18 protein-coding genes are annotated in these 19,499 nt (G+C 69.1%); 7 read left to right on the top strand and 11 right to left on the bottom strand.

Annotated features, from left to right (window positions below; translation table 11 throughout):
- Positions 1–61: 61 nt before the first annotated feature.
- The 4 genes from GY170_RS03660 to GY170_RS03645 are packed head-to-tail and all read right to left on the bottom strand — an operon-like array spanning position 62 to position 4,194.
- A complete protein-coding gene (locus tag GY170_RS03660) occupies positions 62–613 on the bottom strand; it encodes an aminotransferase class I/II-fold pyridoxal phosphate-dependent enzyme (RefSeq protein WP_163891143.1) in 552 nt (183 codons plus the stop codon).
- A 52-nt stretch (positions 614–665) separates the two neighbouring features.
- Positions 666–1,514, bottom strand: coding sequence for an alpha/beta hydrolase (locus GY170_RS18590; RefSeq protein WP_163890041.1), 849 nt, complete (start codon positions 1,512–1,514; stop codon positions 666–668).
- Position 1,515: 1 nt separating this feature from the next.
- A complete protein-coding gene (locus GY170_RS03650) occupies positions 1,516–2,979 on the bottom strand; it encodes an NAD-dependent succinate-semialdehyde dehydrogenase (RefSeq protein ID WP_163890039.1) in 1,464 nt (487 codons plus the stop codon).
- Positions 2,980–2,991: 12 nt separating this feature from the next.
- On the bottom strand, positions 2,992–4,194 hold the full coding sequence (locus GY170_RS03645) for an iron-containing alcohol dehydrogenase (protein WP_163890037.1): 1,203 nt from the start codon (positions 4,192–4,194) through the stop codon (positions 2,992–2,994).
- Between the two features lie 301 nt (positions 4,195–4,495).
- Here GY170_RS03645 and GY170_RS03640 point away from each other — a divergent pair, with 301 nt between their 5' ends.
- From GY170_RS03640 to GY170_RS03615, 6 genes are all read left to right on the top strand, one after another.
- Positions 4,496–5,143 (top strand): GntR family transcriptional regulator, encoded by a 648-nt coding sequence (locus GY170_RS03640; protein WP_235937787.1) that lies wholly within the window; start codon positions 4,496–4,498, stop codon positions 5,141–5,143.
- Positions 5,144–5,151: 8 nt separating this feature from the next.
- Positions 5,152–6,690, top strand: coding sequence for a sugar ABC transporter ATP-binding protein (locus GY170_RS03635; RefSeq protein WP_235937786.1), 1,539 nt, complete (start codon positions 5,152–5,154; stop codon positions 6,688–6,690).
- Positions 6,687–7,685 (top strand): ABC transporter permease, encoded by a 999-nt coding sequence (locus GY170_RS03630; protein WP_163890031.1) that lies wholly within the window; start codon positions 6,687–6,689, stop codon positions 7,683–7,685. The genes GY170_RS03635 and GY170_RS03630 overlap by 4 nt, the downstream gene beginning before the upstream one ends.
- A 36-nt stretch (positions 7,686–7,721) precedes the next feature.
- A complete protein-coding gene (locus tag GY170_RS03625) occupies positions 7,722–8,693 on the top strand; it encodes a substrate-binding domain-containing protein (RefSeq protein ID WP_163890029.1) in 972 nt (323 codons plus the stop codon).
- A gap of 64 nt (positions 8,694–8,757) precedes the next feature.
- A complete protein-coding gene (locus tag GY170_RS03620; RefSeq protein ID WP_163890027.1) occupies positions 8,758–9,351 on the top strand; it encodes a DJ-1/PfpI family protein in 594 nt (197 codons plus the stop codon).
- Between the two features lie 270 nt (positions 9,352–9,621).
- Positions 9,622–9,921: a c-type cytochrome gene (locus tag GY170_RS03615; protein WP_163890026.1), complete on the top strand. Its 300-nt coding sequence runs from the start codon at positions 9,622–9,624 to the stop codon at positions 9,919–9,921.
- A 186-nt stretch (positions 9,922–10,107) separates the two neighbouring features.
- On the opposite strand, the gene GY170_RS03610 is transcribed toward GY170_RS03615, so the two are convergent.
- Positions 10,108–11,589 (bottom strand): fumarylacetoacetate hydrolase family protein, encoded by a 1,482-nt coding sequence (locus GY170_RS03610; protein ID WP_328799903.1) that lies wholly within the window; start codon positions 11,587–11,589, stop codon positions 10,108–10,110.
- A gap of 580 nt (positions 11,590–12,169) precedes the next feature.
- Here GY170_RS03610 and GY170_RS03605 point away from each other — a divergent pair.
- Positions 12,170–12,697, top strand: coding sequence for a cupin domain-containing protein (locus GY170_RS03605; protein WP_163890024.1), 528 nt, complete (start codon positions 12,170–12,172; stop codon positions 12,695–12,697).
- Positions 12,698–12,893: 196 nt separating this feature from the next.
- On the opposite strand, the gene GY170_RS03600 is transcribed toward GY170_RS03605, so the two are convergent.
- Genes GY170_RS03600 through GY170_RS03575 form a run of 6 tightly spaced genes read right to left on the bottom strand, consistent with a single transcriptional unit; the run spans position 12,894 to position 19,461 of the window.
- On the bottom strand, positions 12,894–13,799 hold the full coding sequence (locus GY170_RS03600) for a CobW family GTP-binding protein (protein ID WP_163890022.1): 906 nt from the start codon (positions 13,797–13,799) through the stop codon (positions 12,894–12,896).
- On the bottom strand, positions 13,799–15,439 hold the full coding sequence (locus tag GY170_RS03595; RefSeq protein ID WP_163890020.1) for an amidohydrolase: 1,641 nt from the start codon (positions 15,437–15,439) through the stop codon (positions 13,799–13,801). The genes GY170_RS03600 and GY170_RS03595 overlap by 1 nt, the downstream gene beginning before the upstream one ends.
- A 20-nt stretch (positions 15,440–15,459) precedes the next feature.
- Complete coding sequence (locus tag GY170_RS03590) at positions 15,460–16,446, bottom strand: ABC transporter ATP-binding protein (protein ID WP_163890018.1); 987 nt, start codon at positions 16,444–16,446, stop codon at positions 15,460–15,462.
- Positions 16,443–17,441, bottom strand: a complete 999-nt coding sequence (locus tag GY170_RS03585; RefSeq protein ID WP_163890016.1) for an ABC transporter ATP-binding protein — start codon at positions 17,439–17,441, stop codon at positions 16,443–16,445. The genes GY170_RS03590 and GY170_RS03585 overlap by 4 nt, the downstream gene beginning before the upstream one ends.
- A complete protein-coding gene (locus tag GY170_RS03580) occupies positions 17,441–18,442 on the bottom strand; it encodes an ABC transporter permease (RefSeq protein WP_163890014.1) in 1,002 nt (333 codons plus the stop codon). The genes GY170_RS03585 and GY170_RS03580 overlap by 1 nt, the downstream gene beginning before the upstream one ends.
- Positions 18,439–19,461, bottom strand: a complete 1,023-nt coding sequence (locus GY170_RS03575) for an ABC transporter permease (protein ID WP_163890012.1) — start codon at positions 19,459–19,461, stop codon at positions 18,439–18,441. Before GY170_RS03575 ends, GY170_RS03580 begins: the two co-directional genes overlap by 4 nt.
- Positions 19,462–19,499 lie beyond the last annotated feature (38 nt).

Genomic DNA, 19,499 nt, shown 5'->3' with positions numbered 1-19,499 from the left:
CGGCGGCAGGTGATGACTGCTTGAGCAGACACCTCCCCGATCCGTGGGCCGGACCCGGCCCCTAGCGGGCCCGCGCCTCAAGCGCCTCGATCATCCGGCCCAGCGCTGCGGCCCAGCCGACCGGCCCGCGGGCGTAGCAGATCCGGATGAAGCCGTTCGAGGACGGGCCGAACTGGTAGCCCATGCTGACCAGCACCGCCGCGTCGCGCGCCAGCGTGCGGCCAATCTCGATGTCCGGCAGGCCGAGCTCGCACACGTCGCCCCAGAGGTAGGCCGTTCCGTCCTGAGGGTGCACCTTCAGCCAGGGCACCCGCGCCAGCCGGTCCGTCGTCTGCTTTCTCAGGGCGGCGAAGGCCGCTATCCGCTCGGCGATCCAGGCCTCGTCGGGGCCGAGCCAGCCTTTCAGCACATGCTGCCCGTAGGCCGGGGCGCGGAGGGACGTGACGGAGAAGACGTTCTCCACCGCCCGCATCGCCGCAGCCGAGCCGACGACGACGCCTACGCGGTAGCCGGTCAGCAACTCGGTCTTGCTGGGGCCGAGCAGCGTAAACGTGCGCTCGAAGGCGCCCTCCTCGGCAGCGAGGTGCGAGAAGGGGACGCCGCCATAGAGGATCTGGCGCCCGCTCTGCGCAACTGCATGTCACGCCGTCCGCGAACTTGGAGGATCAGCTCGCCGCCACCATCTCCGCCAGCCGCGCGCCCAGCGGGGCATCCGGGTCGGCGAGGCCCAGCACGATGGTCAGGTGGTTGTGGCCGGCCTCCTGCCGGAGCTCCACCGGCTGGCCCTCGGCCGTCAGCCGCGCCGCCAGCGCCCCAGCCTGATCCTGAAACGGCGCCGTCTCCGCCTCGCCTCGTGTGAGGATGCGCAGCGGTCCAGCCCTGTGCTCGGCGGAAAGTGGCGACCAGGCCGCCGCCTCGTCGTCGCGCATCTCCGCCTCGTCCTTCAGGAAGCTGCCGGGGATGCCGGTGAGGTCGTAGATGCCGCTCGCCAGCAGCATGGACTTGATCGGCGGCAGCTCGGGCATCGCCTCCTCTCCCGGCGCCTTCGCCGCGAGCAGCGAGGCGAGGTGGGCGCCCGCCGAATGGCCGCTCACCGTGAAGCGGGTCGGGTCGGCCCCGAGCTCCGGCGCCATCCAGACAAGATGGCGGGCCGCCTCGCGCACCTGCGCCACGATGGCGGCGAGGCGGGTGCGGGGCATGAGGTCGTAGCTGACGATGGCCGCGATGCCGCCCGCCTCGATGACAGGAGCCGCGACGAGCGTATGCGCCTCCTTGCTGCCCCCCCGCCAATAGCCGCCATGGATAAACATGTGCAGCGGCGCGCCCTCGCAGAGCCCGGGCGGGAAGACCAGATCGAGGGTCTGCCGCGGCCCCGGCCCGTAGCTGACATCGCGCTCGATGCGCACCCTGGCGGCAAGAGCGCGGCTGCGCGCCTCGGTCTCCGCCATGATGGCATCGAAATCGGGGATGAAATCCCGGTTGCGGTAGAGATCCGGGCCGTCCGGCGCCGTCATGTCAGAACTCCACGGCGAAGTATTTCGGCTCCATGAATTCCAGAATGCCGGTCACGCCCCCTTCGCGGCCGAGCCCGCTCTGCTTGACGCCGCCGAAGGGCGCCGCCGGATCGGACATGAGGCCACGGTTGATGCCCACCATACCCGTCTCGATGGCGCGGCCCACCCGCATCGCGCGCATGATGTCGCGGGAATAGACGTAAGCGGCCAGCCCGTATTCGGTGTCGTTGGCGAGGCTCACCGCCTCCTCCTCCGTCTCGAAACGGCTGATGGCGGCGACGGGGCCAAAGATCTCCTCCCGCGAGATGGTGAGGCCGGCGGGCACGTTTTGCAGCACGGTCGGCGGGTAGTAGTGTCCGGCGCGGTCCAGCGGGGCGCCGCCGGTGGTGGCCTTTGCGCCCTGCTCTACCGCGTCGCGGACCAGCCGGTCGATCTTCTCCACCGCCTTGTCGGTGATCATCGGCCCGCATTGCACGCCGTCCTCGTAGCCGGCGCCGAGGGTCAGGCCTGCCATCCGCTCCGTCAGCCCTGCGACGAAGGCGTCGTGGATGCCCGCCTGCACGTAGAAGCGGTTGGCCGCCGTGCAGGCCTCGCCGCCGTTGCGCATCTTGGCGACCATGGCGCCGTCCAGTGCCGCCTCCAGATCGGCATCGTCGAAGACGAGGAAGGGCGCGTTGCCGCCGAGCTCCATCGAGCAGCTCACAACCGTCTTCGCCGCCTCGGCCAGCAGGGTCCGCCCGACGCCGGTGGAGCCGGTGAAGGAGAGCTTGCGCACTCGCGGGTCGGCCAGCATGGCGCTGGTCACCGGGCCGGGGTTGCTCGTCGTCAGCACGTTCACCACGCCCGGCGGCACGCCCGCCTCCTCCCCCAGCCGCGCCATGGCATAGGCGGTCAGCGGCGTCTCGGAGGCGGGCTTCAGGATCACCGTGCAGCCGGCCGCCAACGCCGGGCCGATCTTGCGGGTGGCCATGGCGGCGGGGAAGTTCCACGGCGTGATCAGCACCGCGATGCCGATGGGCTCATGATCGACGAGGATGTTATGCGCGCCCGAGGGCGTGTGGCGGAACTCGCCGCCGATGCGCGTCGCCTCTTCGGCATACCAGCGGAAGAATTCGGCGGCATAGGCCACCTCGCCGCGCGCATCGGGCAGCGCCTTGCCGTTCTCGAGGCTGATGAGCAGCGCCAGCTCTTCGGCATGCTCGGTCATCAGCGTGAACCAGCGGCGCAGGATCTCCGAGCGCTGGCGCGGCGGCGTCTTGCGCCAGCCCGGCGCGGCGGCAGCGGCAGCCTCGACGGCGCTGGCGGCCTCGGCCTCGCCGGCATCGGCCACCTCGGCGAGCGTCTCGCCGGTGGAGGGGTCGGTGACCGGGATGCCGCCGCCGGCGCGCCATTCGCCGCCGATATAGAGCCCCTGCGCATGCAGGGCGGGGTCGGCATAGCCTTTGTGCGGGGTATCGAGCGTCATATTGGTCTCCGATCAGGCAGTCAGGGCGGCGGTCTCGCCGTGATAGGCGGCGCCGACGAGGCGGCGCATGTCTTCCGGCGGCAGCGGGTTTGGGTTGTTCTGGATGAGCCGGGCGATGCCGCAGCTCTGCTCGGCCACCCAGTCGAGCTTGTCTTCGGCGAGGCCGAGATCGGCAAGCGTGGCGGGGATGCCGATGCGGGCGAAGAGCGCGGCGATGGCGGGGATGACATCCGCGCCGCCGCCGAGGCCCATCACCCCAGCCATCTGCTCCAGCTCCGGCGCGATCTTCGGCGCGTTCCACGCCATGACATAGGGCATGAGGCAGGCCACCCCGGCGCCATGCGCCGTGTGGGTGAGCGCGCCGACGGGGTACTGGATGGCATGGGCAGCGGCCGTGCCGGCCACGCCGAAGGCCAGCCCGGCATTGGTGGCGCCGAGCATCACCTGGGCGCGGGCCTCGGCGTCGCTGCCGTCGGTCACCGCGCGCTCCAGCCCCTCCCAGAGCAGGCCGATGGCCTGCAGGGCGAAATGGTCGGAGGTGGTGTTCTTACCGACGAACACCCGCTCCTGCGCCAGCCCCGCAACCGGCTCGCGGCGGATGGCGGTGAAGGCCTCGATGGCATGGGTCAGCGCATCGGCCCCGGCGATGGCGGTGAGGCCCGGCGGGCAGGTCGCCGTCAGCTCGGGGTCACAGATCGAGGCGGTGGGGATGAGATGCGGCGAGGAGATGCCGACCTTCAGCTGGCGCGCATCGTCGGAGAGAACGGCCACGGGCGTCACCTCCGATCCCGTGCCGGCGGTGGTGGGAATGGCGATCAGCGGCAGCACGGGGCCGGGCACCATGAACTCACCGTAGTAATCCTGCGGCTTGCCACCGTGGCTGAGCAGCAGCGCCACGCATTTGGCCATGTCGAGGCAGGAGCCGCCGCCGACGCCGATGACCAGATCGGGGGAGAAGCTCTTCGCCGCCTCGGCGCTGGCAATGGCGGTGGCGACGGGTACGTCGGGCAGCGTGGAGGCATCGACCTGCGTAGCGAGGCCCGCCTCTTCCAGATCGGCGACCATCTGGCGGAAGTCGGCATCGCCGGCGAGCCTCTCGTCGGTGACGATCAGCGCCCGCTTCCCCAGGCCTGCCGCGATGCGCCCGAGGGCCCGGCGCTGGCCTGCCCCGAAGATCAGCTCTCTGGGGGCTCTGATCGTGCCGAATATCGCCATGGTAACTCCTCCGCCTTCGCGTCTGACGCCCGCCCGATGGCTCCCCCCGGGCTGGCTTCTCCAATTCCTGCGGGTCTCGCCGGCACGGCGATGCGCCAGAAATCCCGCTTCATATCAAAGCGCTACACCGCGATCCGTCAGGCGTTCGACCCCACCAAATCGCCGCAAGACCATATCGTATATGATATTGCATTTGACATTCGATATCCTATCGGTGTTAACCTCTGGCCTGTCAAGGACGCTGATCGGGAGGAGAACCGGGGTGGCAGTCGCTACGGAGAGAGCAGGAAGAGGCAGCCTCGTGCGCCCGGCGAGCATCGTCGACGGCGTGCATGAGCGGATCTACGAGCGGCTGATGTCGCTGGAGATTCCGCCCGGCGCCCGCCTGCCCATCGACGGGCTGGCTCGCGAACTTGACGTCTCTCAAACACCCGTCCGTGAGGCGCTGGCCCGGCTGGAGCGGGAGGGGCTGGTGCGCAAGGCGCATCTCATCGGCTATTCCGCCGCCCCGCAGCTGACCCACAAGCAGTTCGACGATCTCTACAAGTTCCGCCTGATGGTAGAGCCGGAGAGCGCGCGCCAGGCCTGCCTGAACCTCACGCCCGAGCTGCTGCATCGCCTCGAGCTTTCCGCCGCCGACATGGAGAAGGGCGAGCAGCCGGTCGACCGCAACAGCCGTTATTCGCGCTTCGCCCGGGCGGACGCGCAGTTTCACGAAGAGATCCTGAAGATCGCAGACAACGAGACCGTCCGGCAGGCGCTGACCGATCAGCATGTGCACCTGCACATCTTCCGCCTGATGTTCCACTCCCGCGTCACGCAGGAGGCGCTGGAAGAGCACGAGCGCCTGCTCGAAGCCTTCCGCGCCGGCGATGCCGATGCCGCCCATGCGGCGATGCACGATCATATCGCGCGCTCGCGCGACCGGCTGGCGGCGGCCTTCGAATGAACGCCGCCGTGCACGCCCTGGCTGAAACCACCGCCCTGCCCGTTCTGCGGGCCGAGGGGCTGGCGAAGGCCTATGGGCCGATCACCGTGCTGAAGGATGTCACCCTCGATATCCGCCCCGGCGAGGTGCATGCCATCATCGGCGAGAACGGCGCCGGCAAGTCGACGCTGATGCGCCTGCTCTCCGGCCATGCCCGCCCCACGGCAGGCCATCTGGAGATGGACGGCACCCGTGTCGACTTCGCCGATTCCGTGCAGGCCGAGGCCGCGGGCGTGGTGCTGGTGCACCAGGAGATCCTGCTCGCCCCCGATCTGACCGTGGCGCAGAACCTCTTTCTCGGCCGCGAGCTGACCCGCGGGCTGATGGTGGACGACCGCGCCATGAACCGCCGCACCGCCGAGGTGCTGGCCCGCGTCGGCGCCAATGCGCACCCGGCCGACATCGTCTCCGACATGCCGCTCGCCCAGCAGCAGCTCATCCAGATCGCCCGCGCCCTGCTCGACGACCGCAAGGTGGTGATCCTCGACGAGCCCACCGCCATGCTGGCGAATGAAGAGGTCGAGGCGCTGATCGGCGTGGTCGACACGCTGCGCAGCCAGGGTGTCGCCGTCCTCTACATCTCGCACCGGCTGGAAGAGGTCGAGCAGCTGGCCGACCGGGTGACGGTGCTGCGCGATGGCGAGATGATCGGCACATGGCCGGCATCGGAGCTGGACCAGCGCCAGATGGCCGAGCTGATGGTCGGGCGCGAGCTCTCGATGCTCTACCCGCCCAAGCGCGGCCTCTCCTCCGCGGCCCCCCTTCTCGTCGTGAAGGACCTTTCGGTCGATCACGGCAAGGTCGAGGCCTCGTTCGAGGTGCGCCCCGGCGAAGTGCTGGGCATCGGCGGCATGATCGGCGCCGGGCGGACCGAGCTGATCGAGGGGCTGATGGGGCTACGGCCGAGCCACGCCGGCTCGATTCAAGTGAACGGCACCACCATCGCGCGGCCCAGCGTCGAAGCCATGATGCATGCCGGGCTCGTGTACCTGACCGAGGATCGCAAGGGCAAAGGCCTGCTGCTGCGCGAGCGGCTGGCGCCGAACCTCACCCTGCAGGCGCTGGATAGCGTCAGTCCCGGCATCATGCTCGACCGCGCGGGCGAGACCCGCGCCCTGCGCGAGGCCGTCGAGGAATACGACATCCGCGTGCGCGCCCTGACGCTTGAGGCGGGGCAGCTTTCCGGCGGCAACCAGCAGAAGCTGCTGCTCGCCAAGGTCATGATGACCGACCCGTCGGTCGTCATCATCGATGAGCCGACGCGCGGCATCGATATCGGCAACAAGAGCGAGATCTACAAGTTCATCGACGCGCTGGTGCAGGCGGGCAAGGCCTGCGTGGTCATCTCGTCGGAACTGCCCGAGCTGGTCGGCCTCGCCGACCGGGTGCTCGTGATGCGCGGCGGCCGCTTCGTGGCGGAGCTGACGGGCGAGGAGATCACGGAACAGAAGGTGGTCTACGCCGCGGCCAGCAGCCGCGACCGGACCGGGGGGAGAGCAATCGCATGAGCAGCACGGCAGACATCACAGCGGCGCCGGAGAAGCGCCGTCAGGGCATCCGCTGGGGAGAACTGGCGCCCTTCATCGCGCTGGCGGTCATCGTGATCCTCGGCGCGCTGATCAACAGCAACTTCCTGTCGGCGAACAACCTGCTCAATGTCGTCACGCGCAGCGCCTTCATCGCAATCATCGCTGTCGGCGCCACCTTCGTGATCGCCTCGGGCGGGCTCGACCTGTCGGTCGGCTCGATGATGGCCTTCGTCACCGGCATCATGATCATGTCGATGAACGCCATGGTGCCCGCCTTGGGCAACTGGGCCATCCTCGCCGGCGCCGGGGTGGCGCTGGTGGTGGGCTCGCTTTGCGGGCTGCTCAACGGCGTGATCGTGACGGTCGGGAAGATAGAACCCTTCATCGTCACGCTCGGCACGATGGGCATCTTCCGGGCCTTCATCACCTTTCTCTCCGACGGCGGCTCGATCCCCATCGACCGGTCGCTGCGCGAGGCCTACCGGCCCGTCTACTTCGGCGATTTCCTCGGCATCCCCTACCCCGTCCTGATGACAATCGTCGTCATCGCGGTCGGCAGCTTCCTGCTCTACCGCACGAAGTACGGGCGCCGCGTCACCGCCGCCGGATCCAGCGACGATGTCGCCCGCTTCTCGGGCGTGCATGTGGGCCGCGTGCGCACGATGGCCTTCGTCATCCAGGGCTTCTGCGTGGCCGTCGCCGCCATCTGCTACGTGCCGCGGCTCGGCGCCGCCACGCCGACCACCGGCCAGCTCTGGGAGCTTCAGGTCATCACGGCTGTCGTCATCGGCGGAACGCTCCTGCGCGGCGGCAAGGGCCGCATCCTGGGCTCCGTCGCCGGCGCACTCATCCTCGAGGTCATCGCGAACGTCATGGTCCTGTCGGACATGGTGTCTGAGTACCTCGTGGCCGCGGTGCAGGGCGCGATCATCATCATCGCCATGCTTGCGCACCGCTTCACGAACGCCCGCTGAGTGCGGGTGACGATTTCAACAGGGAGGAAACGAAACATGACTATCCACACGACAAGGGCACGCATGCTGCTGTCCGCCGCCACGCTCGTGGCGGGGGCCGCCACCGGCGCCGCCGTACACGCGCAGAACATCGAGTACACCATCGCCGTGTCGATCCCCGCCGCCACCCACGGCTGGACCGGCGGCGTCGTCTACCACGCCGAGCAGGCCGAGCAGCAGATCGAAGCGGCTTTCCCGAACATCGACGTGATCGTCTCCACCGCCTCCTCCGCCACGGCGCAGGTCTCGGCGCTGGAAGATCTGTCGGCCACCAACGATCTCGACGCGCTGGTCATCCTGCCCTTCACCTCTGAAGAGCTGACCGGCCCGGTGGAAACGGTCGCCCAGGGCGGCACCTTCATCACCGTGGTGGACCGCGGCCTCTCCGATCCGTCGATCCAGGATCTCTACGTCGCCGGCGACAACATCGCCGTCGGCGCGAACACCGCCGAATGGCTCGTCGAGCAGCTCGGCGGCGAGGGCGAGATCGTCGTCCTGCGCGGCATCCCCACCGTCATCGACGACGAGCGCATCCAGGGCTTCACCGAGGTGATCGACCAGTCGAACATCGAGATCCTCGACATCCAGTACGCCAACTGGAACCAGGACGAAGCCTTCACGCTGATGCAGGACTACCTCGCCCGCTACCCCAACATCGACGCCGTCTGGGCCAACGATGACGACATGCTCCTCGGCGTCCTTGAAGCCGTCGACCAGGCCGAGCGGACGGATGTGCAATATGCCCTCGGCGGCAACGGCATGAAGCAGGTGATCGAGATGGTGATGGACGGCGACGAGCGCACGCCCATCTCCACCCCCTACCCGCCGTCGATGATCGCCTCGGCCATGTTCATGACCGCGGCGCAATTCGCCGGCCAGGCGCCGATGCGCGGCTCCTTCCTGCTGGATGCGCCGCTGATCACGCCCGAGAACGCCGAGCAGTTCTACTTCCCCGACTCGCCGTTCTGAGCCCACCTCTCGCCCGGCCGGCATGCGGCCGGGCGACCCCGCGACCCAATTCAGGAGAGAGCAGATGAGCGGCAAGAAAATCCTCATGCTGTGCGGTGAGTTCACCGAGGAATACGAGATCTACGTCTACCAGCAGGGGATGGAGGCCGTGGGCCACACGGTTCACGTCGTCTGCCCCGACAAGAGTGCCGGCGAGGTCATCGCCACCTCGTTGCACGATTTCGAAGGCCACCAGACCTACACGGAAAAGCCCGGCCACAACGCCGAGATCAACAAGACCTTCTCCGAGGCCGAGGCCGAGCTCGACAGCTACGATGCCGTCTACGCCGCCGGCGGGCGCGGGCCGGAATACATCCGCACCGATCCGCGCGTGCAGGCCATCGTGAAGCACTTCCACGACACCGGGAAGCCGATCTTCACCATCTGCCACGGCGTGCAGATCCTCATGGCCGTCCCCGGCGTGCTCAAGGGCCGCACGGTCGCCGGCCTCGGCGCCTGCGCGCCCGAGGTGGTCGCCGTCGGCGGCACCTATTACGACGCCGACCCCAAGGAGGCCTATGTCGACGGCAACATGGTTTCCGCCAAGGGCTGGACGGCGCTGGCCGCCTTCATGCGCGAATGCCTGAAGGTGCTGGGCACCGAGATCCGCCACAGCTGAGAAGCTGAGTAGAGTTGCAGCCGCCCGGAAGACCAGGCGGCTGCAAATGTCAGCCAGACCGGCTGCAAATGGCTGCGATAGCAGTCTGTCCACCTTCCCCGGTGGCGACAGGGCCAATTACTGGCTCCCCCGACGAGCAGCCCAACCACCAGAGCCGTTGCTATTCGGCCCAACTGCCTGCAAGCGGCCGGGGCTCCACAAAGAAGGCGGAGATGGCAAAGAAGTACATTCTGATCGCGGAAGGCGACCCGGTCTACCGGAGCTTCATCCATGACGCCATTCGCGGCGTCTACATGTCCACCTGCTACGAGCTGCCACGCCATCGACGGCTCCGGCGACGTCGGCCCGTCGCTCCAGGACAACCCGCTCTTCGGCCAGACGCGGGACGTCGCCGAGACCATCGTCAACGGCTACAGCTGCATGCCGCCCCTCGGCGACGTCCTCTCCGATGACACCGTCGCGGCCGTGATGACCTTCATCCGCAGCAACTGGGGCAGCGACTACCCCCCGGTGACCGACAACGCCGTCGCCGCAGGCCGCTGCCGGCGCGGGGGCCGGTGGCACTCGTAGGGTGGGTTTATAACCCACCGCGCCCTCCGCCCCACACGACCGCCTCGCACGTTGGTCGGCGGCCTTGTTGCCGCATGGGCAAGAAGGAGCGGAGCCCTTGGAAGGAGGGTTACAAACCCATCCTCCGGGCGACGTAGTGTGGGTTCGTAACCCACCTTTACCCAGCCGAGGTGTAAGCGCCGCCCCCTACCCCAACACCCCCCGCCCCGCCAGATTACGCATCAACGCCCCTGCCCCGAACGTCCACGCCGGGCAATCGCTGCTCGCGCGCATGACGTTGACGAGCCGCCCCAGCTTCGGTGTCGAGACCGTGACGACATCGCCGTAGTCATGCGTGAAGCCGCCGCCCTCGGACTTGCGGTCCTTCACCGGCGCGAACATCGTGCCGAGGAAGAGCACCGCGCCGTCCGGGTACTGGTGCTGCGGGCCGATCATCTGGCCCACCAGATCCTCCGGGTCGCGGCTGATCTCGCCCATCGAGGAGCTGCCCGTCAGCTCGAAGCCGTCCTCGCCCTCGATATGCAGCGCGATCTCCATGCTGCGCACGTCGTCCAGCGAGAAGCCCCCGTCGAAAAGCCGCAGGAACGGCCCGATGGCGCAGGAGGCGTTGTTGTCCTTGGCCTTGCCGAGGAGCAGCGCCGAGCGGCCCTCGACGTCACGCAGGTTCACGTCGTTGCCGAGCGTCGCGCCGACGATGGCGCCGAAGGAGGAGACCGCCAGCACCACCTCGGGCTCCGGGTTGTTCCAGGCGGATTTGGGGTGCAGCCCGGCGGCGGCCCCGGCGCCGATGGCGGACATGGGCTGAGACTTGGTGAAGATCTCCGCGTCCGGCCCGATGCCGACCTCGAGGTACTGGCTCCAGGCACCGCGCTCGACCAGCATCGCCTTAAGCGCCTCGGCCTGCTCGCTGCCCGGCTTCAGCGCCCGCAGGTCATTGCCGATCAGCGCGTCGATCTCCGCCCGGAAGCTCTGCGCCGCCTCGGCCGCGCCGCGGGCCCTCTCCTCGATGACCCGCTCCAGCATCGAGGCGGCGAAGGTCACCCCCGCCGCCTTGATCGCCTGCAGGTCGACCGGCGCCAGCAGGTGCGGCCCCTCGCCCAGCGCGCCGTCCGGCCCGGTGTTGGAAAGCACGTCCGCCAGTGTCCCCACCGGCTCCCCCGGGGCCTGCCGTGCGGCCTCCGCCGGCTGCGGGCTGTCGCAGAGGGCGGAGATTGTGGGGAAGCTCGCGGTGATGTCGATGAGCCGGTCGCCCTCCAGCCGCACGACGGCGGGCCCCTCCACCCCGGGCAGCCAGACGCGCCCGACGAGGGCCGCCTCCCCGGCATCGGTGGGCAGCAGGGTGTCGGCATTCAGCAGCGACTGGGTCATGTCTCTCTCCTTGGCCTGCGCCAGCCGGTCCTCCGACCTTCGCAGGATGTCATGCTTTGCGGGTCTCGAACCAGGCCTCGAACTTGTCCTGTTCGACGCTGAGGATCTTGTAGGTGATCGCGCTGCACGGCCAGATTGATGGCGCGCGCGGGAATTGTAGCTCTGCGGGCCGGGGGCGTCATCCTGCTGGATGATGTCGAGCGTCTCGCAGAGATGCGTCAGCCGGTTCTGCACGCCGCGGATCGAGTGGCCCCGCACCTCGGCGATGAACTTGTCCGTCAGGCCTAGCGCGATATCCATCAGCGCCTGGTACTCGGCAGTGAAAGCGCGGGTCCACCATGGCGTCGGCCGTCAGCAGGTTGGGCACCTTGCGCAGCATCAGCAGCCGCGCCGGGCTGCGGTCGGTGGCGAGCGGATTGCGGAGCAGGTCGCTCCAGCTGGTGCGCGGGCCGACCTCGTAGAAGACGTGCTCCGCCTGGTCCGGCAGCATGATCGCGATGTCAAAGTGATCGTAGTAGATCAGCTCGGCGATTTACGCGGCCGTCGCGCGAAAGGCCTCGCCCGGGTCGGTGTGCCCCGAGAGTGCCTGCAATTGTGAATCGAAGTCTCCGTCAAACCCATCGTGGCGCCTCTCCCAAAGCCCCGATTCCGTCTCGCGCGACAGACCCCTCCTCCCCGGCAGGCCATTGCCCCGCAATGAGGCACGCCGCGCCGCGAGGCGTCAACGTCTGCTCGCCCCGCGCCTGTGTCGATTCCCACAGTCCCACGGGACCTGCGCCCCGCCCTGTGGCTTGGCGCACATCGCCTGCGGAATGTCGCGTAGCCGGGCCACGGGGGGCCTGAGAGGATGCGGCCATCAGTTCTCAGGGAGGAGACGACGATGACAACCCGCTTGATGGCGCTTGGCGCCGTGGCCGCGCTCATGGCCTCCACCAGCATCGCGACGGCCCAGAGCGAGTTCGAGAGCTTCGACGGCGGCACCGGCACGGTGATCTACAACCGCGCCATCGCCCCCTGCTCCTTCTTCACCGCCTGGTCCTACGTCGACCGCGTGGCGCTCGAAGGCGAGGCCACCATCGGCCCGGTGAGCAAGGAGGACATGAGCGAGGTATTCTACGTGATCTCCGGCACCGGAGAGGCGACCATCGACGACGAGACGGTGGAGATCATGGCCGGGCGGGCCATCCCCGCCGCCCTCGGCGAGTCCCGCGCCTTCTCCGCGACCGGGGACGAGCCGCTGGACATGATGATCATCGGCGTGGCCCGCGATATTGAGGCCAAGGAAGCCTACATGGTCTCTCCGAAGACGCCCGCGCCCGCCGCTGAGCTGGACGGAGGCACTTCGGCGGGCGGCTCGAGCGGGCCGCCCGCTGCGTTGGGGTGCCTCGGCTGCAGCCGCGTTCTATAGCGCAGATCGCTCGAACGGCATGCCGTTCGCGGGCGGCAAAGTCGACCGACCGAGCCGTCGGGCTTGTTATGCGGCGACAGAAACGTCTTCGCTGCGTCGTTTCAGGCCTTCTCGAGGAGTTGTTCTGCGACCGCGAAGCCAAGCAACAATCTCAGCCTACTTCGCAACCAGCCGGCGCGACCAGCACATCCATCCCTCACGCCTGTCTGGCCAAAGCGCACCGGTCGAACGCCTCCCTCACCCGGTCCGCATCGAACTCGCCCTTCAGGCCGATGCAGACGACGGCGGGCGCGCGGACCTCCGAGGCCGGCTCTGTCTGGCAGCGGTTGCCCACCACGTGGATCAACATCATGCCCTCCGACGTCGGAACGAACCCCTTCGCTCTCGTCACGCCCGGCTCCTTCGCCAGGGCCTCCGCCAGGGCGGCGGCGTCGAGGGGGTGGCCCGGCTCCATGACGAGGCTCTCGAACAGGCCGTGGGCGCCGCCGCCGGGGCGGTGGCCGCGGGCTGGTAGGGGGATGGACCCGAGGACGGCGGTGATCGGCACCTCGCCGCGGGTCACGGGGAGGAGGCGGGTGCGGGGCGCCCGCTCCTTCAGCCAGGCGGTGACATCGGCCCGCTCGTCCTCCGTCACGAGGTCGAGCTTGGTCAGAAGCACCATGTCCGCCTGCCCGAGCTGGCGCTCGATCGTGTCGGCGAGGTAGGGGTTGGCGGCGTTGCGGCGGATCTGGTCGGCATCGGCGAGGACGAGCATGGCATCGCTGCGCATCCCGGCCATCAGCCCCGTCGTGGTCGCGATGGAGGCCGGCAGCGCGACGCCGGAGGCCTCGATCAAGAGGTGGTCGGGGCGCGGGTCCATCGCCAGCACGTCTTCCAGCGCGCCGATGAGGTCGCTGCCGAAGGCGCAGCAGACGCAGCCGCCGGAGATGGAGATCAGCCCGTCCTCCTCCGCCTCGATGAGGTCGGCGTCGATGGGCAGGTCGCCGAATTCGTTGACCAGCACGGCGAGGCGCTGGCCCTCGTTGTGGCGAAGGAGGTGGTTGACGAGGCTGGTCTTTCCGGCGCCAAGGTAGCCGCCGATGATCGTGACCGGCAGGTCCATCAGATGCCCGAGGCGGCGAAGACGCGCCCGCCCTGCACGGTGCCCCAGACCGGCACGTCCTTCAGCGCCATCGGGTCGACCGCCGTCGGGTCCTCCTCCAGCACCGCGAAATCGGCGCGCTTGCCGGCCTCGATGGAGCCGATGAGATGGTCCATCTTCATCGTCACCGCGGCGCCCATGGTGATGGCGTAGAGCGCTTCGGCGACGGTGATCTTCTGCGCCTCGCCCTGCACCCGGCCGCTGGCGGTGAGGCGCGTGACGGCGGCCCAGGCGGTGAAGAGGGGGCCGAGCGGCGTGACCGGGGCGTCGGAGTGGATCGCCATGATGACGCCCTCATCCAGCGCCGAGCGGCAGGCATTCATCCGCTCCGCCCGCTCGGGGCCGACGGTGAGCCGGTAATGCTCGTCGCCCCAGTAGTAGTGGTGGTTGGCGAAGAGGTTCACTCCCATCCCCAGCCGCGCCATCTTGCGGAACTGCTCCTGGCTGGCGAGCTGGCAATGCTGCAGCGTGAAACGGTGGTCACGGTCGGGCGCGTCGCGGAGCGCGGCCTCCAGCGTGTCGATGCACAGTTGCGTGGCCTCGTCGCCGTTGGTGTGGGTGTGCACCTGGATGCCGGCCTTCAGGGCGAGCGTGTAGATCTCCCTCAGCTGCTCGGGCGCGATGTACCACATGCCGTTGGGGGCGCCGTTGTAATAGCCGGGCCAGCGCAGGCGGGCCGAGAAGCCCTGGATCGAGCCGTCGGAGACGACCTTGATGCGGCCGAGTTCCAGCCTGTCGGTGCTCTGCTCCTTGAGCGCAGTCACCTGCTCGACAAGGTCCTTCGGCGAGAGCCCCATGGCGATGCGGAAGGCGGCGATGCAGGCGGGGTAGTCGGGCGCGCCGGTGACGCGCTTGAACATGGCGGTGATCTCGTCTGTCAGCTGGGCGCCGAGGTCCGACGAGGTGGTCACACCCGCGCGCACGCAAAGGCGCCCGTAGTTGATCAGCCCCTGCTCGTCGGAGGCGAGGAAGGCGCGGTCCATGCCCACGTACTTGCCGACGGGCAGCATGATCTCGGGGCTCTTCAGCTCGCCGGTGGGCAGGCCATCGGCCCCCAGCGGGATGCCGGGGTGGTTGTGGCCGGTCTTGAGCATCCCGGCCAGCTCCAGCGCCTTGGTGTTGACGTTGAGGATGTGGCCCGAGGCGTGCTGGATGCCGACGGGGCGGGTGGAGGAGACGCGGTCGAGATCGGCGCGCGTCATGCGCACGTTGTCCATGTAGATCGGGTCGAGCCCCCAGCCGAGGAGCGGGGCGTCCGGGTCGTCCATCGCCGCCTCGACCTCGCTGAGGCGAGCGACGACGTCGTCGATGCTCTTCAGGCCGTCCCAGGTTTTCCCGTCCGGGTCCATCCGGTCGAACCAGCCGACATAGGTGAAGTTCCAGAGTGCGCCCTCCATCGTGTGGGCGTGGCCCTCGATGAGGCCGGGCATCAGCACCTTGTCGGCGAAGCGATCGTCCAGCTCGTGGTCGCCCCAGCCCGCCAGCTCCTCCAGCGTGCCGACGCCGAGGATGCGGCCATCGCGCACGGCCACGTGGGTGGCCTCGGGGCGCGAGGGGTTCATGGTGATGATCTTGGCGGCGGAATAGATGGTGGTGGTCATGGGGCGTCCTTGGGGAGGGATCAGGCGGCCAGCTCTTCGAGCGGAGGCGTCAGCTCGCCGGCGTAGTGGCAGGCGACGGTGTGGCCGCCGCCGAAGTCGCGGATGGCCGGCTTCTCGGCCACGCATGTGTCGGTGGCGAAAGGGCAGCGGCCGGCGAAGCGGCAGCCCTTCGGCGGGTCGATGGGGCTCGGCGGCTCGCCGGTGATGGTGAAGCGCTCCCCGGCGCGGCGGCTGTTCTCGGGCGTCAGCGCCGCCGCCATCAGCGACCAGGTGTAGGGATGCTTGGCGGCAGCGTAGAGCTGCCCCGTGGGTGCCCGCTCGACGAACTCGCCGAGATACATCACCGCCACCTCGGTGCAGATGTTCTGCACCACGGCGAGGTCGTGGGAGATGAAGACGAAGGTGAGGAACTTCTCGCGCTGAATGCGGCGGAGAAGGTTGAGGATCTGCGCCTGGATGGCGACGTCGAGGGCGGAAACGGGCTCGTCGCAGACGATCAGGCTCGGCTGCGTCGCCAGCGCCCGCGCGATGGAGAGCCGCTGCCGCTGCCCGCCGGAGAACTGGTGGGGGAAGAGGCGCGTGCTGTCCGGGTGCAGGCCCACGTCGGCGAAGCACTGCCGCACCCACTGCTCGCGCCCGCCCTTGATGTCGAGGCCCATGAGGTCGAGCGGCTCGCGCACCGCCTGCCCGGCGCGCAGGCGCGGGTTAAGAGAGGAATACGGGTCCTGGAAGATCATCTGGAAGCGGTGGCGCAGCGCCCGCAGCCTGTCGCCGGAGAGGGACGAGATCTCGTCAGTCCCGAGGGTGATGCGCCCCTCCGTCGGGTCCTCCAGCCGCATGAGCGCCCGGGCGACGGTGGATTTGCCCGAGCCGCTCTCGCCGACGATGCCGAAGCAGGCGCCGCGGGCGACGTCGAAGGTCACCCCGTCGACGGCGTGCACCACGTCGCCGCTGGCGAGCGGGAAGTGGACCTTGAGGTCCTCGACGCTCAGCAGGGTCTCGGTCATGCGAAGGCCTCCTCTTCGGCTTTCCAGCACAGCGCGGCATGGGCGGCGCCAAGGGCGCGCAGCGGCGGGTCCTCCGTGCGGCAGCGGTCGTCGGCGAGCGGGCAGCGCGGGGCGAAGCGGCAGGCCTTGGGGAAGCGGCCGACCGGAGGCACGATCCCGGCGATCTCGCCGAGGGCGGGCGGGCTCTCTGCCAGCGCGGCGGCGCCGAGCCGCATCGTCGGCGTGCAGACCATCAGGCCTTGCGTGTAGGGGTGCGAGGGGTGCTGCAGGATCTGCGCCACCGGCCCCGTCTCGATGCACTTGCCGGCGTAGAAGACGGCGACGTCGTCGGCCATCTCCGCCACGGCGCCAAGATCGTGGGTGATGAGCATGATGGCCGTGTCCGTCTCGCCCTGCAGCTCTCGCAGGAGGCGGAAGATCTGCGCCTGCACGGTGACATCGAGTGCCGTCGTCGGCTCGTCGGCGATGATGAGCTTCGGCCGGCAGGCGAGCGCGATGGCGATCATCACCCGCTGGCGCATGCCCCCCGACAGCTCGTGGGGGTAGTTGTCCAGCCGCCGCTCGGGCGCGGGGATCTGCACGGCGCGCAGCATGTCCAGCGCCCGCTGGCGCGCCTCGTGGCCCGAGAGGCCCTGGTGCAGCTCCAGCACCTCGCCGATCTGCCGGCCCACGGTGAGCACCGGGTTGAGCGCTGTCATCGGCTCCTGGAAGATCATCGACAGCGCGTTGCCGCGCAGCCGCCGGCGCTGGCGGTCAGGCATGGACGCGAGGTCCTCCCCCTCGAAGAGGATCTGCCCGCCGGTGATGGCGAAGCGGTCGGGCAGCAGTCCCATCGTCGCCAGCGCCGTCATCGACTTGCCACAGCCGCTTTCGCCGACGATGCCGATGGTGCGGCCGGGCTCCAGCGAGAGGGAAATGCCGTCGAGCACCGAGAGCACCTCGCGGCCGGTATCTACGCCGACCTGAAGGTCCCGGATCTCCAGAACAGGGGCCATCAGCGCCTCCTCAGCTTGGGGTTGAGCGCATCGTTGATGCCGTCGCCGACGAGCGAGATGCCGAGCACGGTGAGGAAGATGGCGAGGCCGGGAAAGGTCACCGTCCACCAGGCGTCGAGCAGGTAGTTGCGGTTCTGTCCGATGATCAGGCCCCAGGACATCGTGTTGGGGTCGCCGAGGCCGAGGAAGCTCAAGCCCGCCTCGAAGAGGATCGCCGTGCCGACGGCGAGCCCGGCAGCGACGACGAGCGGCGGCATGGCGCCCGGCAGGATGACGCGGAAGATCAGGTAGGCATCGCGGGCGCCGGCGGTGGTGGCGGCGGCGACGTAATCCATCTTGCGGATGCGCATCACCTCCGCCCGGGCCAGCCGCGCCACCTGCGGCCAGGCGACGATGCCGATGGCCAGCGTGATCGTCGTCAGCGAGGCGGTGAAGATCGTCACCAGCACCATGGCCAGCATCAGCGCCGGCAGGATCTGGAAGAACTCCGTCACCTTCATCAGCGACCGGTCCATCCAGCCCCCGAAGTAGCCCGCCAGAGCGCCCACGAGGATGCCGATGACGACGGAAAGGACGGCGGCGGTGACGCCGACCGTCAACGTCGCCCGCCCGCCCTCGATGATGCCGGCGAGGATGTCGCGGCCGAGGTAATCGGTGCCGAGCGGCGCATAGGGGCCGAAAGGTTCGGCGAAGGGCAGATCGACCATCGTGTAGGGGTCCACCGGGTAGATTGCGGGGCCCGCAAACGTCATCACCGCGATGAGGACGAGGAGGACGAAGCCGATGACGGCGGTGCCGTTGCGCAGGAAGACCTGGACGAACTCCTTGGCCGGGTTCGACGGCCGCGGCGTGTCGGCCGGGGCCTCGGGGGGCGCGGCGGGCGGGGCCGCGCGGGCCTCCGCCGGCGGCGCGGCTTCCGGGCGTTCGGGCGCCGGGGCATCGGGCCGGGCCGGCACGGCCGGGGCGACGGAGCTGCGGCGGGTGGCTTCAGCGGGGCTCATGCGGAGGCTCCCTTGGGCTGCGGCTTGGCCCGTCGACGGCGGCGCGAGGCGCCGCCGATGCGCGGGTCGATCTTGCGGTAGGCGAGGTCGGTGAGCTCGTTGGCCACCATGACCAGCACCGCGGAGAAGAAGAGGATGGCGAGCAGCGTCGGGTAATCGCGTCGCAGGATGCTCTCGTAGGCGAGCCGGCCGAGGCCGGGCCAGTTGAACACCGTCTCCACCAGCACGGCGCCGGCGAAGAGCTGGCCGAACTGCAGGCCGACCATGGTCACGACCGGGATCAGCGCGTTGCGCAAAGCGTGGCCGTAGACGACCCGCCGCTCTGAGAGGCCCTTGGCCCGCGCGGTGCGGATGTAATCGGCCCCCAGCACCTCGAGCATCGAGGCGCGGGCGAGGCGGGAATAGGAGGCGATGTAGATCGTCGCCAGCGTCACGGCCGGCAGCACGAGGTGGTGCGCCACGTCGAGCACCGCGCCCACCGGCCCGCCGGAGCCGCGGATGTTGGTCATGCCGGAGACGGGGAAGATCGGCCAGACGTTGGCGAAGAGGATCAGCAGCATCAGCCCCGTCCAGAAGACGGGCGCCGAGTAGCCGGCCAATGAGAAGATTGTCACCGCGTGCGAAAGCAGGCCCTTCGGCCGCCGGGCAGAGAAGATGCCGAGGAGCGTGCCGGCCAGCACCGCGATGCTCAGCGCGGAGAGGACCAGCAGGATCGTCGCCGGCAGCCGCTGCAGGATGAGCGTGAGGACGGGCTGGTTGAAGTAGTAGCTGTAGCCGAAGTCCCCCGTCGCCACCTTGCCCACGTAGATGGCCAGCTGCGTCAGCACCGGCTTGTCGAGCCCGTAATCGGCCCGCATCAGGGCGATGACCTCCTCCGAGGCGCCGCCCATCTCTCCCACGATCACGTCCACCGGGTCACCGGGGGCCAGCTGGATCAGCAGGAAGTTGAGGACGATCACCGCGAGGAGCAGCCCGAGGGCCTGGGCCAGTCTCGACAGGGCGGGAAGGTAGCGGGACATCGGGCGCACTCCGGCGTCAGGCGGGGATAGGCGGCCGC

It is taken from the genome of Pseudoroseicyclus tamaricis (genome assembly GCF_012070395.1).
Taxonomy (GTDB): Bacteria; Pseudomonadota; Alphaproteobacteria; order Rhodobacterales; family Rhodobacteraceae; genus Pseudoroseicyclus_A; species Pseudoroseicyclus_A tamaricis.
This window is presented reverse-complemented; position numbering and strand designations above follow the sequence as displayed.

What these genes read in the sequence shown, in the direction of transcription:
- GY170_RS03585 (WP_163890016.1), bottom strand. Translation starts at nt 17,441, where the DNA reads ATGGCCCCTGTTCTGGAGATCCGGGACCTTCAGGTCGGCGTAGATACC.
- GY170_RS03575 (WP_163890012.1), bottom strand. Translation starts at nt 19,461, where the DNA reads ATGTCCCGCTACCTTCCCGCCCTGTCGAGACTGGCCCAGGCCCTCGGG.
- GY170_RS03590 (WP_163890018.1), bottom strand. Translation starts at nt 16,446, where the DNA reads ATGACCGAGACCCTGCTGAGCGTCGAGGACCTCAAGGTCCACTTCCCG.
- GY170_RS03595 (WP_163890020.1), bottom strand. Translation starts at nt 15,439, where the DNA reads ATGACCACCACCATCTATTCCGCCGCCAAGATCATCACCATGAACCCC.
- GY170_RS03650 (WP_163890039.1), bottom strand. Translation starts at nt 2,979, where the DNA reads ATGACGCTCGATACCCCGCACAAAGGCTATGCCGACCCCGCCCTGCAT.
- GY170_RS03630 (WP_163890031.1), top strand. Translation starts at nt 6,687, where the DNA reads ATGAGCAGCACGGCAGACATCACAGCGGCGCCGGAGAAGCGCCGTCAG.
- GY170_RS18590 (WP_163890041.1), bottom strand. Translation starts at nt 1,514, where the DNA reads ATGACGGCGCCGGACGGCCCGGATCTCTACCGCAACCGGGATTTCATC.
- GY170_RS03620 (WP_163890027.1), top strand. Translation starts at nt 8,758, where the DNA reads ATGAGCGGCAAGAAAATCCTCATGCTGTGCGGTGAGTTCACCGAGGAA.
- GY170_RS03605 (WP_163890024.1), top strand. Translation starts at nt 12,170, where the DNA reads ATGACAACCCGCTTGATGGCGCTTGGCGCCGTGGCCGCGCTCATGGCC.
- GY170_RS03600 (WP_163890022.1), bottom strand. Translation starts at nt 13,799, where the DNA reads ATGGACCTGCCGGTCACGATCATCGGCGGCTACCTTGGCGCCGGAAAG.
- GY170_RS03625 (WP_163890029.1), top strand. Translation starts at nt 7,722, where the DNA reads ATGACTATCCACACGACAAGGGCACGCATGCTGCTGTCCGCCGCCACG.
- GY170_RS03645 (WP_163890037.1), bottom strand. Translation starts at nt 4,194, where the DNA reads ATGGCGATATTCGGCACGATCAGAGCCCCCAGAGAGCTGATCTTCGGG.
- GY170_RS03615 (WP_163890026.1), top strand. Translation starts at nt 9,622, where the DNA reads ATGACGCCATTCGCGGCGTCTACATGTCCACCTGCTACGAGCTGCCAC.
- GY170_RS03610 (WP_328799903.1), bottom strand. Translation starts at nt 11,589, where the DNA reads ATGGATATCGCGCTAGGCCTGACGGACAAGTTCATCGCCGAGGTGCGG.
- GY170_RS03580 (WP_163890014.1), bottom strand. Translation starts at nt 18,442, where the DNA reads ATGAGCCCCGCTGAAGCCACCCGCCGCAGCTCCGTCGCCCCGGCCGTG.